Raw genomic sequence first — 16043 nt, forward strand, 5'->3', positions numbered from 1 at the left:
GCTTCTCGCTAACTTCACCGTGATGCAAAACTGGTTTCCAAAGGGGTCCTTTTCCTCACAATGATTGCTAATCACAACGAGAACGCTGACATTATGGATAAGAAAACTGACCCTAATGAAAAGCATTACAAAATCCCTTATCGATCAAGTTCGAACCTCGGATAAGATAGAGGAAAAGGCTGTGTTTTTGCGGTATCAAAAAACGGGAAGGATTTAGTCGTGCTAGAGAATGAGGATTTCTTTCGAACGACACCTCGATCCAATCAAATCAATAACTATTCAAATGACCCAAACGACCGATCGACGAGGAGAGGCCGAAGGAGCTCTTTCTCCGCAGAAACCAACAATGCGTACGGAGGCTTCAATCCTTATATAGCCGGATCAGTTGAACCCGCGAGCTTCTTTCGTCGTTTAGGCGCCACCTTGGTAGATTCACTTTTGGCCGGCATAGTCGCAGGAGTTGGATATTACATCTCCTTTAACATAATTTCGACCAACTCTAACGCGTCCGTGGCACAGCTCACCTTTTCTGCCGTAGCGTTAAACCTTATTTTTACAACGATTTATCAGATCTTTTTAATCGGCAAATTTGGTCGAACACTCGGTGACGTCGTTACCCGTACCCGCATCGTAAACCAAGATATGCAAATACCTGGTTACGTAGCCGCAACAAAGCGCTTGGCAGTCACCCTAGTGGTGCAACTTTTAGCAGCACTGTCACTTTCAACCTTCGGACTCGTTATTACATTTGTCGACGATCTTTGGATGCTATCTGACAAGAACCGACAGACAATACACGACAAAATCGCTGGTACTTATGTTATTGTCGACCCAGCCCCTCGACGCGCTCAATAATTAGAAACTGTTTGGCCAAACATCGATTAACTCACCTTCTAATAACAAGTATGCCAACGAAAAAGTATTAGCGGGGAGGTAAATTCGCATAGATGCGTCTTTCATCTTTATCCCCTTTAAACGCTAATCGAGAAAGCCCTAGCATTACGGCGTCTACAATCCATTCTTTGGAATTCACTCGTTCACTCCCCCATTGCATACCCATACGTGAGGTAACATCCTCCCCGCCCTTACGGACTGCGTATTCTGGCGATATTTGATAAACGAAATGCTATGTCCAAAAAGATCGCTCAAATGGTTGAGGAGAAACTCACCCCTTCGTGTCATTAATTGCCATTCCAAGGGAATTTGAAGAGGACCACGAACGATACAGGGTAACTCGACGTGTATCGTGTCGTCATGCCCCTTTTAAAAGAGACCGGATATGTCAAAAAAATAATTGAACAGGTTGAAAAAGTATTGTATCTTCTGGTAGGTACACTACTTGTGATAATGGCTTTGGCCGTCTTCGTGCAATCAGCAGCCGATCTCTCAAAATTGACGTTTTCAAGTTTTGTAAACTCACAGATCGCAAAACTCCTAAACGATGCCCTCTTTACCATTATCATCCTTGAGCTACTCTCAACTGTGGTTTCACACCTTTTCCGGGGAGGATTTCAGCTAAAGGCATTTTTGGTAATTGGGATAATTTCATCGGTACGACGGGTTCTCGTTATAGGAGCACAATTATCCACTACCTCCACAATTACTAATTCATCCTTTAATCGTGGAATCATTGAGCTTGGAGTCGACGCGGGCGTAGTTCTCCTTCTTTCTGTTGCACTCGCCATCAATCGAAAGTATTCAACCGACAAAGAGAAAAAATCTGACGCTGTCCACTAGTACAAATTAAAGCTCAATTAATCTTGCTTGCTTCATCGAGCGCTGACAATGTTATGCGTGGCGAGCAACAATGAAATCACAACCAACAAAATAGCCAATCTCCAAAAACATTAGCTGAGAATGATCTATCATTGAAACAAGAATGCTATTTCGTTGATTTGGGGAACACATGGCTAATCTCACCTTTCCATCAAGACCACGTTTTGATTCATTCGAGGACGAACGCCTCTATCGAAAACAACGACTCGCCGCTGGCTTTAGATTGTTTGCCAAGATGGGCTTTGATGAGGGCGTCGCTGGCCATATAACAGCGAGAGACCCTGAACGAAAAGACTGCTTTTGGGTAAATCCATTTGGTATGGACTTCTCTATGGTCCGAGTCTCGGATCTAATTCTGGTCAACGACGAAGGAGAAGTCGTAGAAGGTACATGGCCAGTCAATGCAGCCGCCTTTGCAATTCACTCACAGGTCCACAAAGCACGGCCAGACGTTGTGGCAGCCGCTCACGCCCACTCCATTCATGGCAAAGCATTTTCAACCCTTGGCACTCTCTTAGACCCAATCACACAGGATGCCTGTGCCTTCTACGGCGACCATAGTCTCTTCGATGACTATTGCGGCGTTGTCTTAGAAGCTGAAGAGGGGCGCAGAATCGCATCTACTCTTGGGTCGTCAAAGGCTGTAATCCTTAGGAATCACGGCCTCCTTACAGTTGGACAAAGTGTTGACGAGGCTGTCTTTTGGTTTATCACCATGGATCGATCTGCCCAAACCCAATTACTTGCACAAGCAAGTGGAACCCCTATACTTATCGACCACGAGATGGCGAAGCTCACATCAACCCAAGTAGGTACCAATGTCGCTGGGTGGTTTAGCTTTCAACCGCTCTACGAACGAATAGTTCGCGAACAGCCCGACCTCCTCGAATAGATCATCATCGACCCGATCCGAAGTCGATAATCAACCAAAGAATCTTTGCACTTGGGTGCTCAAACCCATGATCTTCCGATAGTTACTGCGATACCCTTGGCCCAATTCTGTCCTTGATTCGACCTACCAACAAAAAGGTGATCTAACCACAAGATCACATCGAACAACAAAAAGGTGGAAGTGGTGGCCCAACCAATCGGACTCCCTACCATCTTAAAAATAGGAACCGCAAATAGCCAGGTCAAAGTGGCACAGGGCGATTTTCAATGCATCGTTGATATCACAAACCAGACAAACTGCCTAGTCGAAGAACCTGCCTAGCAAAAAATTTACGTCAATTCATTTAGCCAACTAGTGACGTACTCGCCGCAAAGATCGAAGACCCGAGGAGATTCAAGAGATCAATGACCAGTTCTCTCCAATGGCACTGCTTGGTCGTAGTTCGCTCCTTGGGTAAGTCATTGACTCCGAAGATATAAATCGCACGAAAGTAACTTGATGACTCTCAAATTGAAAAAGTCTTTAGAGAAAACCATAGATTCCAGATCCCACTAAATAAAGCCCCAACGGCCAAGACAAATCAAGGTGCGCAAGGGCTTTTATCTTCATTTTGAATGGGCATCTACAGTTGTTATCAAGGTACGCGCAGCGCGGGCCTCGTCAACTCGGGTCACCGGGGTTCGCCTAGGGGCTCCTGCCATTTTTGATGCTGCATCTTCATCGAGTGCATCTTTGGCAAGCTCGATCAATGCCTCAGCCATCGCATCAAGAGTCTGTCTCGACTCCGTCTCGGTTGGTTCAATCATCAAAGCTTCATCTACAATGAGTGGAAAATAGACAGTCGGAGCATGAAACCCCTTGTCCAGAAGGCCCTTAGCTATGTCAAGTGCTCGAATTCCAAAGCTCTTTTTTAGAGCCGCAGTCGATACAACAAACTCGTGCATACAAGTAGCCTCGTAAGCCGGGGGATAATAGCTGGAGATCATGGCCTTTAGGTAGTTAGCGTTCAAAACTGCTATCTGAGACATCTGTCGAAGTCCCTCGCCGCCTAAAGCCTTCATGAAGGCTAAAGCACGAGCGTAAACTACGGCATTTCCATAGAAAGAGTGAACCCGCCCAATGGATTTACTCGGAGTGGTCCACTTTATACCGTCATGACCACGGACAGGATATGGACCCGGTAGAAAGTCAAGCAACTTCTCGGCCACCGCTACAGGGCCAGAACCCGGACCACCACCACCATGTGGTGTAGCAAAGGTCTTGTGCAAGTTGGAGTGGACTATATCAAAGCCCATATCGCCAGGGCGTGCGATTCCTACAATCGCATTGAGATTGGCTCCATCGTAATAGAGAAGGCCGTCCACGTCGTGGATCGCCTTTGCGATCTCTGCGATATCTTCTTCAAAAAGACCAACAGTATTGGGATTGGTCAGCATGATACCTGCGACATCATCGCCGACCAAGCTCTTCAATAGCTCTAAATCGACTAATCCCTTTTCATTTGAGGGAACTGTCACCACTGAATAACCCGCCAACGAGACCGATGCCGGATTAGTCCCGTGCGCAGAGTCAGGGATCAATATCTTAGTCTTATGATTTCCTCGATCTAAATGATACGCCTTCATCATCAAAAGGCCAGTAAGCTCGCCTTGTGCACCCGCAGCAGGTGACAAAGTTGCTCCAGCCATTCCAGTTATCTCTTTGAGGTAGCTTTCTATCTCAAGCGCAATTTCGAGCCACCCCTGAGAATAAGAAGAAGGAAGGTGGGGGTGCACCCCTGAAATACCCGACATTCCAGCAACTGTATCTGCGAGCTTCGGGTTGTACTTCATAGTACAAGAACCCAATGGGTATGCACCTAGGTCAACAGAGTACTGTCGATGCGTCAATCGAGTAAAATGACCCACTAGATCTCGCTCAGATACCTCGGGCAGAGCTACAGGTTCACTCCTAAGATAGGCGAGCGGAAGGTGGTCGCTAGCGTCCACAGATTCTATACCGCTATCTCTTATTGCACCACATCGGCGACCCGAAACAGATATCTCAAAGATGGTAGGTTCGCTATCTCCACCCATTAACGGAATCGAAGATGCTCGACCTCCGCTGGCAGCTCCATAAACTTCCTTTGTCATCTAATCACCTCTACTAGTGCTCCAACATAGCGATCTATCTCGGTCCGAGTCCGCTTCTCCGTCAGAGCGATCAAAAGGTCGCCCTCAAAATTATCGATTGCCAAAGATCCTTCAAGTGCCACACCGGCCAAAAATCCCAATGGATGCATCTCGTCTATTACTGTTGATGCGCGCTTTTTGAGTCTCACTGGGAACTCTCTAAAGCTTGGGAGCCTTGTCTCAATGGTGGTGAGACCCTCGCTAACAAGGCGCCGCTCGAGATAGACACGCGAACTCAAGCAGCTCCTTCCTACGTCTAAGAATCCCGATTTACCCAACCATGTAAGTTGGATTGCCGCCCATATCGCCATCAAAGTCTGATTGGTGCAAACATTCGACGAAGCCTTCTCTCGTCGAATATCCTGCTCGCGAGCGCGCAGTGTTGTAACGTAGGCTCGCTTGCCATTCATATCGAGAGTCTCACCTACAAGGCGCCCCGGCAAAAATCGTACAAGCTCGTTGGAGACGGAAAATAATCCAAGGTAGGGTCCGCCAAAGGAGAGAGGGATGCCAAGCGGTTGCCCTTCTGCAATTGCGATATCTGCGCCATAGCTTCCAGGCGACCTAAGAAGTGAGATCGCAATCGGATCATAAGCCACAACCATTAGAGCTCCCGCTGAGCTAGCAAGGCCACGTACCGCCTCAAGGTCCTCTACAAAACCCAGAAAATTGGGGTAACCAACTACTAAAAGAGCGACTCCGTCAAGGTTGGTGGGCCAAATAGTAGCGCCATCGGGGCCAATAGGGGCGATCTCAATCTCGTGGCCAGGACCTTTAGCAAAGGTCTCTGCAACTTCGCGCCAATTGGGATTAATGCCCCCTGAGATAACCACTCTCGAACGTTTGGTCTTAACGCAACCCAGGTTGATCGCTTCAACCAAGGCGGAAGCTCCATCGTAAAGTGAAGCGTTCGAAATTCCAAGACCTGAGATCCGACTTACCATGCTCTGGAACTCAAACAATCCCTGCAAAACACCCTGTGCCACCTCTGGCTGATACGGTGTATAAGCAGTTACGAATTCACTCCTTGAGCCAATAGAGGAGGTAACTGAGGCTATATCGTGATCATAAGAACCGCCTCCAGCAAAGCAGACCAGGTCTCGGTTGGATGGATGATTCATCGCCGCGTAATCGGCCATGACATCTATTACCTCAAACTCCGACAGAGCTTTCGGCAATTGCAAATCCCGCCTAAGTGCTACTGCATCTGGAATAGATGCATATAACTGGTCAAATGAGTCTAGGCCCAAAAAGGTGAGCATTGAATCAATCTCAGCTTGAGTATGAGGAGTGAAACTCGACAAGGAATGCCTTTCTTTGGAAAAATAATATCTTTGAATCGTCTAATTGCGCGACAAGGCCTTATCTATTTGACCTTGGCTACAAATGGAAGCGGGCATATCTCGCCTTGAATCACTCGATCACCAGAGTGAAGCTCGACCGCATCACCGAGACTTTGATTCACTGGTGCAAAACACATTGCGATTCCGACCTCTAAAATCGGAGAATAATTTCCCGAAGTTGACTTCCCAACTACTTCGCCCTTGAAGATCAGATCCATTCCATCGCGCATTGGTTGGCGACTTTTGCCCTTTACTCCAACTAATTTACGATGAATGCCTCGCTGCGACTCGGCCACCAAGGCGTCACGCCCTATAAAATCGCCCTTAGTCAAAGAGACTGCCCAACCGAGATTAGCTTGAAATGGAGTAATACCTCTCCCCAGTTCATGGCCGTGAAGCGGTAGGCCCGCCTCTAACCTAAGAGTGTCTCTAGCCCCAAGACCAGCCGGCACAACACCGACCTCTAGCAACTCATCAAAGATCTCAAGAGCGATCTCGTTTGGGACCGCTAGTTCAATACCGTCTTCGCCGGTATATCCAGTTCCAGCTACTAATACGTCATAGCCCTTATAGGAGAGTTCCTCTACCCTAAAACGCGGCACACGAGCACCCTCAGGAAAAAAACGCCCGAGAAAAATCCTTGCTTTTGGTCCTTGAACTGCTAATACGCTTCGGTCGGCGGTCACGTCTTGCCCGCCGATGGAATTTATAACCGAGCTTGTATTAGAGGCATTAGGCATCACGTCAAACCTATGCTCGCTCACCCACCAGACTATAATGTCGTCTACAACAGACCCTTCGACATCGAGATGATGTGTGTATTGAGCCCGCCCAGGATTTATCTTGGCTAGATCGTTTGTAAAGGAACGCTGAAGAATCTCTAAGCTATCCTTACCTGCCAAGCGAACCGTGCCGAGATGCGAAACGTCAAAGACAACAGCACCGCGCCGACACGCAAGATGTTCTGCGACAGTACCAGTTTTATAGGAGAGCGGCATCTCCCAACCACCAAATGGTACCATCTTGGCGCCTAGTTCCCGATGCCTATTGTTTAGAAATGTAGTTTTAAAATCCACCTTATGAACCTTAGCTCATTCGACACTTCTTTATGGTTGCTAACGATACGGGCGAGCAAGAATAAGCTACAACCGGAGGTTTCAAGGTTGTTAAATACGCCAAATGACACCGTTTTCAGACAAAGGGTATCCTAAACGAAAGCACGACCTACCCAATAGATCCCAGGTCTCTCTTCTAAGGTTGCTGACCATAGTTCCATGGATCGTCGCGATATGGCCGCCATCACTGCGAACCCGTCTAAATCAGGAAATAAGGCCTATCATAAGTGAAGCTATTCTTAGGGAATCGCCAAAAAAGAGATTAACGAACATCCTTTAGATCCATCATCGCACCCACAGGTACCGTGGTGTCGTCTAGGTCTGGAAGTTCGTCACTCAACGATGGACGAGGATCTATCGAGACTATATCCGCGTCAACCTCGTTACGTATATCACCAAAGGCCATTACCATTCCAAAGACCATCTGATTTCCACGCAGCAAGTCGACCAAATTCTCACCGTCTTGAGCAAAGACTGATTTGGAACCACTGACAACGAGAACAGGGGCACTTGCGCCGGAAAGGTCCGAGATCGACTCCAGCGACGCTAGAGCGTTTCGAACGCCTTGAAGCGAAAGACCGTTATCGATCAATTTCTTGATCATCTTCAACTTTAAAAGATCGTCATAGGAATACAGTCGTTGGCTGCCACTGCCGTGGGCATCAGCTATCGAAGGTCTAATTAAGTCCGTTCGCGCCCAATAGTCAAGTTGGCGGTAACTAATCCCTACGATCTTTGAAGCCAAATGGCCACTGTAACTTTTTAGTGGTGTAGTCATGGACAACTAGATCGACCTTTGTTATTGACTGAACTCGTATCAGCCTACTTTATCATCGTAATCTATCGAGATAACCTTAACATCTTTCGAACCCAACTTTATGGTCGACATGAACGACAATCTCAGTTCTCTAACCGAATAAATATCCCAAACTAAAGATTCCTAAAGTCATATTCGTTCAGTATCTAACTTGAGAGGCGAGTTAAAATCTTTCGATATAAAGACTTAAATCGCCGGGCACTTGGTGATGAAATCAACAAGAGATCAGATCCCGGATTCTTAGGCTAACCAAATCTATGAGACAGCCAGTTGCCTAGAGCCTAGGCAAAATCATCTGGATTGATATTGTCGAGAAATTCACGAAACTCATCCAAAACAGCGGGGTCTTCATTTGGAGTCTCGACGATTTCGTCATAGACCTCCTCATCTTGAACCACTACACCCTCTTTGGCGATCAACTCATCATTTACAAAGAGAGGAGCGCTGACCCTTATCGCGAGAGCGACCGCATCAGATGGTCGGGCAGAGACAACGAAGTTACCACTACCTGAAGTGAGATGAATATCGGCGTAGTAAGTCGAATCGCGCAGATCAACGACTACTACACGATCAATCGACGCACCTAGAGCACGAACCATATCCACAGCAAGATCATGCGTTAGAGGCCTAGGGGCCTCATAACCACGTTGAGCCATTGCAATAGCCGTCGCCTCAGGGCCACCAATAAAAATCGGTAGGCTACGATGTGGCTCCTGAACCTCACGAAGAAGTATCAAAGGAGTATTAGATCTAAGGTCGACCCGCACAGAAGATAACTCGACTTCTATCATGACACACAGCCTAGACCCACCGTCGGTCAAATAAATTTCCAAATTGAAAAATTAACTCTTTGGCTACAAATTAGCCCTCATAGCTCAACGTTGCTGATCACCTAAAAGTTGAGCTATGAGGTCACCTAGGAGAATGGATCGAAATCGGTCCACATTCTCTTCAAGGATCTTTGCGGTCTCCTTAGCACGGCGCTTGGAGCGAGCGTTGCTGCCACCTAGCGCAGTTGCAATAATCTGTTCAAACATTCCATATTCTTTTTCAACCGAGACCCGAATCGACTTCAGATGACGTGGTCCAAAGCCCAGCTGGGAAAGACTCTTGCACAATTTGACTAGCTCGACACTGCGTCTTGGATATATCAGCGATCCCTGGTGACGACGACCTTTTACAATTCCAAATGCATCTAACTCTGTCAGAAAGACCTCTGTCACCCCTGCCTCACGTGTCAACCCTTTGAGTGTCAAAAATCCTTCAGGAACGTCCTGCGCTGCTGGATTCAGCGCTCCGACTATCGCCTTAGCGGAATTGGTCCGAGGGACTCTATGTCGAGGAGTTTTACCAATTGGCTCACCCTGTAGAGCGTTGTCTTGAACCTTTGCCAGGGGCCTGCCAATTTGAATATCTGGAACCTTAGGCTCTGCCTGCTGGCTAAGATCTGGGTTCGACTCGACTACCTCCCTCGAAGGATTCGAAAAGTTAGTCGTTGCCTCCCTGGGACCGACCGGACGAGGAGTTCTGCGCCTTTTGGTCGAAGAGACATGAGAATCGCCAGAAGCCAAAATAGCACTAGGCATAACTGGTTCAACAGAGGTAGCCTCTAGCGAACCATCACCTATCAAATTGGGCGATTGGCTAAGTTGTGGATCATTTGCGACAGCGGCGATCTCTCCATCGGACTCGGGTGATTCATCCGCTCCAACCGATTCAATAGGACCATTTGGCTCTTTTTGTGCTTTGTCTACTACAAAATCACTCGAAGTTGCAACAGATAGATCAATCTCGAAGGGCTCAGGAAAATCTTCTGCTTTGAAGGATGGCTTTGGCGAATCATCGATTTGCCTCGATCGCTTCCGAAGCGGCTTTTTCAACTCGCCGCCCTTAGCCACAGAGTCGCCGACCAATGGCTCAACACCGGGTGTCAAAGAGGAAGGAGTTGGAGAGCTAGGGCTATCAAGTGGCACCAGATCTGACAAATTCAGTTTGGATGGAATGTCGCTGCGAGTTAATTTATTAATGTCTCGCAGAAATTCCGCATCTAACGTGGAATCCTCTTTGTCGCAGGGCAACTCTAGTAACTCCGAGCGCTTTGTATGGGGTCTAGAGCCACTCCTATATGCTACGACTCGTCCAACTGCGGGATTTTCAACCTCAAGGTCCTCAGAGCGAGTTGAAGTAGAACCCTCAGTAGCTGGGCTTATACCTTCAATCTCAAATGCTTTTTCGTTTTCCAGACCCAACAACGGTTGGTCGTTGCGGGTCGCACGGTCCGCCTTGGTTCTTCGTCCACCGACACTTCGTTCCAGCTGATCTAATCCAAATTGTTCACGGATTACGCGCAGCGGAAGGTACTGGTCTCGTTGGAGACGCAAGATTGAAGCCAAACGCTCAATATCTTTTGCTACAAACTTCCGAAAACCTGATGTCGTCCGCTCAGGTGCAATCAACCCCTGCGACTCGAGAAATCGAATCTTTGACATTGATATATCTGGAAATTCTTTTTGTAAAAGAGTTAGCGTTTCGCCTATCGATAGCGGTAGTTCCGGATCCTCTGCCCCCACTCTAATCCTTTGTGACAATTAGAAAGAGCAACTTGTATTTTCCAATCTGGACTTCATCGCCGCTCTTTAATACTTCAAAGTCCGAACGCTTATGATTAACATAGGTCCCATTTAGAGAGCCCACGTCGCTAATCGTATACTCGTCGCCTTCTCTCACTATTTCCGCATGGCGCCGAGATACAGTTACGTCATCCAAAAAGATATCACTAGCGGGATGCCTTCCAAGAGAAGTTCGGTCTTTTTCTAAATTAAACGAAGTACCAGCACTTGGACCGCCCTGCACGATAGTCAAAGCGCTTCCATTTTTGGCACCTTCAATAAGACTGGCAATCAGATCATCGCCCAATTCGTAAACCGGCTCGACCGAAGCAAGGGTGCCAGTCACCTCGTCGCTGTGATGCATTGCATCACCACAAGAAGAGCAATAATTAGCTCCCGCTTGATTCAAATGGCCACAACTACGACAAATAGACAAACCGTCAAACCTCTTGAACTTTTATCGCCGATACTCAAAGACCGACACCCACTCTTACGCCGTCAGATTCGCGCACAAGCTCTAATGTGCCGTTAGCTCATCATAGTCAGTTGAACTCATTGTCTCGAGATCGCTCTCATCGCCAAATTCAATAATGGCAATCCAGCCATCTTCGTAGGGGGATGAGTTTACCAGTTCCGGTGAGCTAACGAGTGACTCATTTACTTGAACGATATTTCCGCTCAGAGGCGAGTAGATATCAGAGACCGATTTGGTCGACTCTACCTCCGAAAATGAATCTCCCTTGGTCACAGCAACTCCCACCTCTGGGAGTTTCACAAAGACGACGTCACCTAAGGCGTCCTGTGCAAAATCGGTAATACCAATCTTGACTCGATTACCATCTACGAGTGCCCACTCGTGATCTTTGGTATAGCTTCTATCATTGGGATTGATCATATGAGACAACTTAGCTTTCAAAAAGGCCGAAACACTCCTAAAAATCGGACAATTCATCTTAGAATCAATTGAAAGTTCTTGAAGCCACAAAAGCTCACCCTCGCATAGATGCTTGAGGCGAACTCCCGTCCCCAGGTTAGCCAAACAAGAGATCTATCTTTTTATCAACAAGCTAATCCCAGATACACACAGAACTATTTTGATTTTCCGATCAATCCGAAAAGATTTTGATCTCACTGACCAAATTTTGCCAATCATAAAAGATCCACCGCAGATCCAACAGTCAATATCATGATTGATAAAAGACGAAAAGTCGCAAATGAAGACATTCATTTACCTCATTATCTACCTTAGTGAACCTCCCCAACCAAAACGGCGGAGCCAGAAGCCCCGTCCTTAAGGGCGGGGAGGTTCACTAAGGAGTAAGAGTCCGCAACTGCGATGCTACTGCAATCACACCTTCAACGGCAGCCTTGTTTGCTGAGATAGAAGCAAGGAGAGTGCTGTCTTTTATTCAAAAACAATCAAATCAAAGATCGCTACTAAATTAAAGTCATAAGTAAGAAAAAATTATAGGGGTCCACCTTTTTAAAGGCCGACCCCTATTGATCTATTAACGAAGACGAAGTTAACGAAGGCGAAGTCCAGATGAGTCGTTCACTATTACCGCGATTCTCTCCCTCAGAGAACTCAAAATACTTACTCCTTCAATTTCAGAGTCACTCTCCACCCATATATGCGTAATTGGCTCGACGGGATCTGGAGCTACCAAATACCACGATGAATTGGTCTCTGCATATATTCCATCGATGAGCGTGGTCTCTTGATCGCCGATACCATCCAAAAGGATCCTCATCACAATTCCCTTGGACTCCCAAGGAGTAATAACGGAGTCGTGAATTACTCGAATTGGCTCAATCTCCCCAACGACCTCGGCAAGGGTTCTATTGGTAACAGCCAAAAGCGAGAGAAGCTGGACCAACGCCGCGCAACCATCATATCCAGGAAGAAAGTTGGGAAAGATAAAGTTTCCTTCAACCCCAGCTACCAAATCACGGCCACGGGTAGCAGGCGAGGCCGCCTCCATAAGGCCACTTGTGGATCGCTTTGTAAAATGCAAGGTGCCGCCAAAACGCGTAACTGCATTTCGAAGAGCCTTTGGAGATCCAATAGGTACCGAAATCTGAGCCGATGGATTGGCCTCAGCGATTAACCGACAGAATATCACCTGAGATTCGAAGCCACTCAAAATTCGGCCCGTATTGTCCACGAGGATAATCTTCTCCCCAACAGAGTCGATTCCAATTCCAAATTCCGAACGTGATGTAACCACTAACTCAGAAAGGCGGCTCATGTTAGCAGACTGATCCGACTCGACAATTCGTTTCGTGGATGAGAAGGGGTTTATCCCCAAGACATCACCGCCGAGTTTCGACAAGACACTAGGAAAGATATGAGACGAAACACCAAAGCCATAGTCAACTACGAACTTAAAGTTACGATCTCGAATCCGACCTATCTCGGCTTGCTCAAGCAAGCTCTGGGCGTAAAATTCGGTATTACGGGCGGGAAAGTCCAATTCGCCAAGTTCAGAAGCCAAAACATTTCGAAAATCTTCTCGAGCTAAGCCACGTTCAATTTTGCGCTGCGAGGCCTCGTCGAGGTCAATTCCATTCTCATCGATGAATCGAATGACGACCGACTCCGGATCATCAGGATCCAGAACGACCGCTAGCCCCCCCTTGCTCGATGTATTTCGCACGTGAAAGCGCAAAGCTGGAATCGGTGCCACCTCGAGGTCCGCTACGTCAATTCCAACTGCATTCAATCCCACCATGAGTGCACGCTTTAACATTCGTGCCGCCCTAGAGGAGTCTCTGGCGGTCGATATTCTAGCACCAGGCTTCAAATTTGAACCAAATGCCATCGCGAGTCTAAGAGCAAGCTCAGGGCCGATATCAACATTAGCGATACCCGATACGCCATTGGATGAAAAGACACTTCTTGTCCCTTTGGACTCCCAAACGATCGATGTCAAAACAGTAGCACCGGATTGAACCGTCTTTGAAGGATAGATCTTCACCTTGGAAAAGAGCTGCGCACCATCGCCTACATAGCAGTCCGAGCCCAGGACAACTCCGTCTTCGGTGTGCACGCTTCTCCGCAAGTCACAAGATTTTCCAACGATAGTACCGCGGATAATGCTACCTTCACCGATGTAGACATTCTCATGAATAACAGAGCGGTCAACCTCTGCGTGTTTAGAGATACGTGAATTAGAGCCGATTACGCTATAGGGCCTTATCTTGGCTTCCGGACCGATTCTACAGTTGTCTCCAATAATAATTGGACCTTCAAGCAAAGCAGTGGGATGTACCTCGGTCCCATCACCAAAGTAGACACCCTTGTCTACCATAAAACCAAGAATTTCAAGATCTACACGATGATCCAAAATATCCTTATGCGCATTCAGGTATGCTTCCAAGGTCCCTACGTCTTCCCAATAACCTTCGCAAACCATGGCGTGGATCGGAATCGAATCCTCCAGTAGACGCGGAAAAACATCCTGAGAGAAGTCTAGGGCTTTACCAACTGGCATATAGGAAAATATCTCCGGCTCCAGAACATATATGCCTGTGTTGATAGTGTCGGAAAAGACCTGTCCCCAGGTTGGCTTTTCGAGAAAGCGACCTACAGTACCATCGTCATTTGTCGTAACGATACCGAACTCCAGCGGATTCTCCATTGATTTGAGGCCGATGGTAGCTGTAGCTTTGTTGGACTGATGGAACTCAAGCAATGCACCCAAATCAATATCGGTTAGAACGTCGCCAGAGATAACCATAAAAGTCGACTCTAAAAGTTCACGACAATTCCCAACTGACCCAGCAGTACCAAGGGGTGAATCCTCATTAGAGTAACTAATCCGAATTCCAAACTCCGAGCCATCCCCAAAGTAGGTTCGAATCGCGTTTGCCATGAAGGCAACTGTGATAATCACCTCATCAAAGCCATGTTTTTTCAGAAGCGTTATTATGTGCTCCAACATCGGGGCATTTCCGATTGGCAACATCGGCTTTGGAGCGGTTGCCGTTAACGGCCGCAAACGGGTCCCCTCACCGCCAGCCATTATTACAGCTTTCACATAATCCCCTTCCAGCGCTACGAACTAGTCTCTTGGTGTGAAACTAGCAGGATAGCCACCCATTTATCAACATTTTGGTAATATTTACAGCCATCTAGGCAATTATCTACAAAATTCATAGTTCCTCGCTCAACGCGAAGGCGGCAAAACATTGCCTTTCAAAACCGGTATCAAGACTTTAGTCACGTAATTAAAGGCCGCCAAATAAAGGGTTACTATCCCGATTATTGCTAGTCCGAGGCCAATAAGGTGCAAAAATGAAAGATTCGGCGACTTAGACTCCCCCGCCACCAAAGTAGGCAACGCACACAAAAGTGCAAATGTACCTGCCTTACCTAGCCATATTACGTCTAGGCGATAGCTCCTGGTCTTATAGAGATAACTCGACAGAAGTGAGATAAAGACCTCTCGAACCATGATCACAATTCCAAGCCAAAGCGGAATCCATCCCTGTATTATTGCAGTTATCCCAACAGCGATGATCACTATTCGATCTGCCGATGGATCAATAATCTTTCCCAGTTCAGAGACTTGATTAAAGTGCCGAGCAACATAACCATCTAAAAAATCTGTAAGACCAATAAAGACTAAGATGGCCGTAGCTAAAACAAATTGTCCACGTCCTACTGCCTCGTATATCGCAACCGGCAAAAGACATAGTCGCGCCACCGTAATTAGGTTAGGTACAGTCAACACGCGTGAATTTGAATCGAATCTATACTGATCTATGTCTTTTGGTGATACACCATTTGGTTCTGTAGATTCCGTCAATAATGGACCTTTCTCCACGCTCTTACACATCTACCCAAATAGATCTCGACCTTAGTGCTTATGCTAGATACCTCGAAGAACGTTTTTCAACTTAGCTTCTAAATACAACTATCTATCCTAATTCTAACCCGATGGTATCTAAAAGAGGATCTCGCCAACCCGAAGGTAAAAGTCATAGAGATAGCAACAGCGACCCTAGAGAGAGTCGCTGGAGGCATTGACCCATTTATACGAATCCGATTGCAATTAGTTTTGTTCACATCACATGGGTGTGTCGGCCGCCCTGATAAAAAGATCTCCACTTGACCTTCATTTAGTATTTGTGAAACCTTTGGACCGCACAAGAAGTTAGGTTGATGAAGGGAAAATAATGATTGCCAAATTCAACCCGTTACAACATGTGTCCCAGAAACTTGTCCTAAAAACACGAGACCACCGCGCAAAAGGGAATCCGCAAAAAGGGACCTCGATCACTTGCCCAGTTTCATCAAAAGAGAGATGAAACTAAC

13 protein-coding genes are annotated in these 16043 nt (G+C 47.0%); 3 read left to right on the forward strand and 10 right to left on the reverse strand.

Features of this window, described 5'->3' with window-relative positions; genetic code table 11:
- Positions 1-219 precede the first annotated feature (219 nt).
- The 3 genes from ACIDITHRIX25_RS92420 (at position 220) to ACIDITHRIX25_RS92430 (ending at position 2668) form a co-directional block, all read left to right on the forward strand.
- Positions 220-855, forward strand: coding sequence for an RDD family protein (locus tag ACIDITHRIX25_RS92420; protein WP_201732848.1), 636 nt, complete (start codon positions 220-222; stop codon positions 853-855).
- Positions 856-1239: 384 nt separating this feature from the next.
- Positions 1240-1737, forward strand: coding sequence for a phosphate-starvation-inducible PsiE family protein (locus ACIDITHRIX25_RS92425; protein WP_201732849.1), 498 nt, complete (start codon positions 1240-1242; stop codon positions 1735-1737).
- 169 nt (positions 1738-1906) lie between these two features.
- Entirely contained in the window at positions 1907-2668 is a 762-nt protein-coding gene (locus ACIDITHRIX25_RS92430; RefSeq protein ID WP_052606479.1) for a class II aldolase/adducin family protein, read from the forward strand.
- A gap of 605 nt (positions 2669-3273) precedes the next feature.
- Here the strand turns inward: ACIDITHRIX25_RS92430 and gcvPB are convergent.
- The 10 genes from gcvPB to ACIDITHRIX25_RS92480 all read right to left on the reverse strand — a co-directional run bounded on the left by gcvPB (position 3274) and on the right by ACIDITHRIX25_RS92480 (position 15534).
- Positions 3274-4743, reverse strand: coding sequence for an aminomethyl-transferring glycine dehydrogenase subunit GcvPB (gene gcvPB / locus ACIDITHRIX25_RS92435; RefSeq protein ID WP_502756214.1), 1470 nt, complete (start codon positions 4741-4743; stop codon positions 3274-3276).
- Positions 4744-4796: 53 nt separating this feature from the next.
- The gene (gcvPA, locus tag ACIDITHRIX25_RS92440; RefSeq protein WP_201732851.1) at positions 4797-6143 is read right to left on the reverse strand and encodes an aminomethyl-transferring glycine dehydrogenase subunit GcvPA; all 1347 of its coding nucleotides are present in this window, start codon (positions 6141-6143) and stop codon (positions 4797-4799) included.
- Between the two features lie 62 nt (positions 6144-6205).
- On the reverse strand, positions 6206-7258 hold the full coding sequence (gene gcvT / locus ACIDITHRIX25_RS92445) for a glycine cleavage system aminomethyltransferase GcvT (protein ID WP_201732852.1): 1053 nt from the start codon (positions 7256-7258) through the stop codon (positions 6206-6208).
- A gap of 301 nt (positions 7259-7559) precedes the next feature.
- Positions 7560-8075 (reverse strand): MerR family transcriptional regulator, encoded by a 516-nt coding sequence (locus tag ACIDITHRIX25_RS92450; protein ID WP_082058757.1) that lies wholly within the window; start codon positions 8073-8075, stop codon positions 7560-7562.
- A 320-nt stretch (positions 8076-8395) separates the two neighbouring features.
- A complete protein-coding gene (locus tag ACIDITHRIX25_RS92455; RefSeq protein ID WP_201732853.1) occupies positions 8396-8905 on the reverse strand; it encodes a bifunctional nuclease family protein in 510 nt (169 codons plus the stop codon).
- An 84-nt stretch (positions 8906-8989) separates the two neighbouring features.
- Positions 8990-10684, reverse strand: a complete 1695-nt coding sequence (locus ACIDITHRIX25_RS92460) for a MerR family transcriptional regulator (RefSeq protein WP_052606483.1) — start codon at positions 10682-10684, stop codon at positions 8990-8992.
- 1 nt (position 10685) lies between these two features.
- On the reverse strand, positions 10686-11087 hold the full coding sequence (locus ACIDITHRIX25_RS92465; RefSeq protein ID WP_052606484.1) for an FHA domain-containing protein: 402 nt from the start codon (positions 11085-11087) through the stop codon (positions 10686-10688).
- A 153-nt stretch (positions 11088-11240) separates the two neighbouring features.
- On the reverse strand, positions 11241-11618 hold the full coding sequence (gcvH, locus tag ACIDITHRIX25_RS92470) for a glycine cleavage system protein GcvH (RefSeq protein WP_052606497.1): 378 nt from the start codon (positions 11616-11618) through the stop codon (positions 11241-11243).
- A 628-nt stretch (positions 11619-12246) separates the two neighbouring features.
- Positions 12247-14763: a sugar phosphate nucleotidyltransferase gene (locus ACIDITHRIX25_RS92475; protein ID WP_201732854.1), complete on the reverse strand. Its 2517-nt coding sequence runs from the start codon at positions 14761-14763 to the stop codon at positions 12247-12249.
- Between the two features lie 129 nt (positions 14764-14892).
- Positions 14893-15534, reverse strand: coding sequence for a CDP-alcohol phosphatidyltransferase family protein (locus tag ACIDITHRIX25_RS92480; RefSeq protein ID WP_201732855.1), 642 nt, complete (start codon positions 15532-15534; stop codon positions 14893-14895).
- Positions 15535-16043: the final 509 nt, after the last annotated feature.

This window comes from Acidithrix sp. C25 (assembly GCF_904848545.2).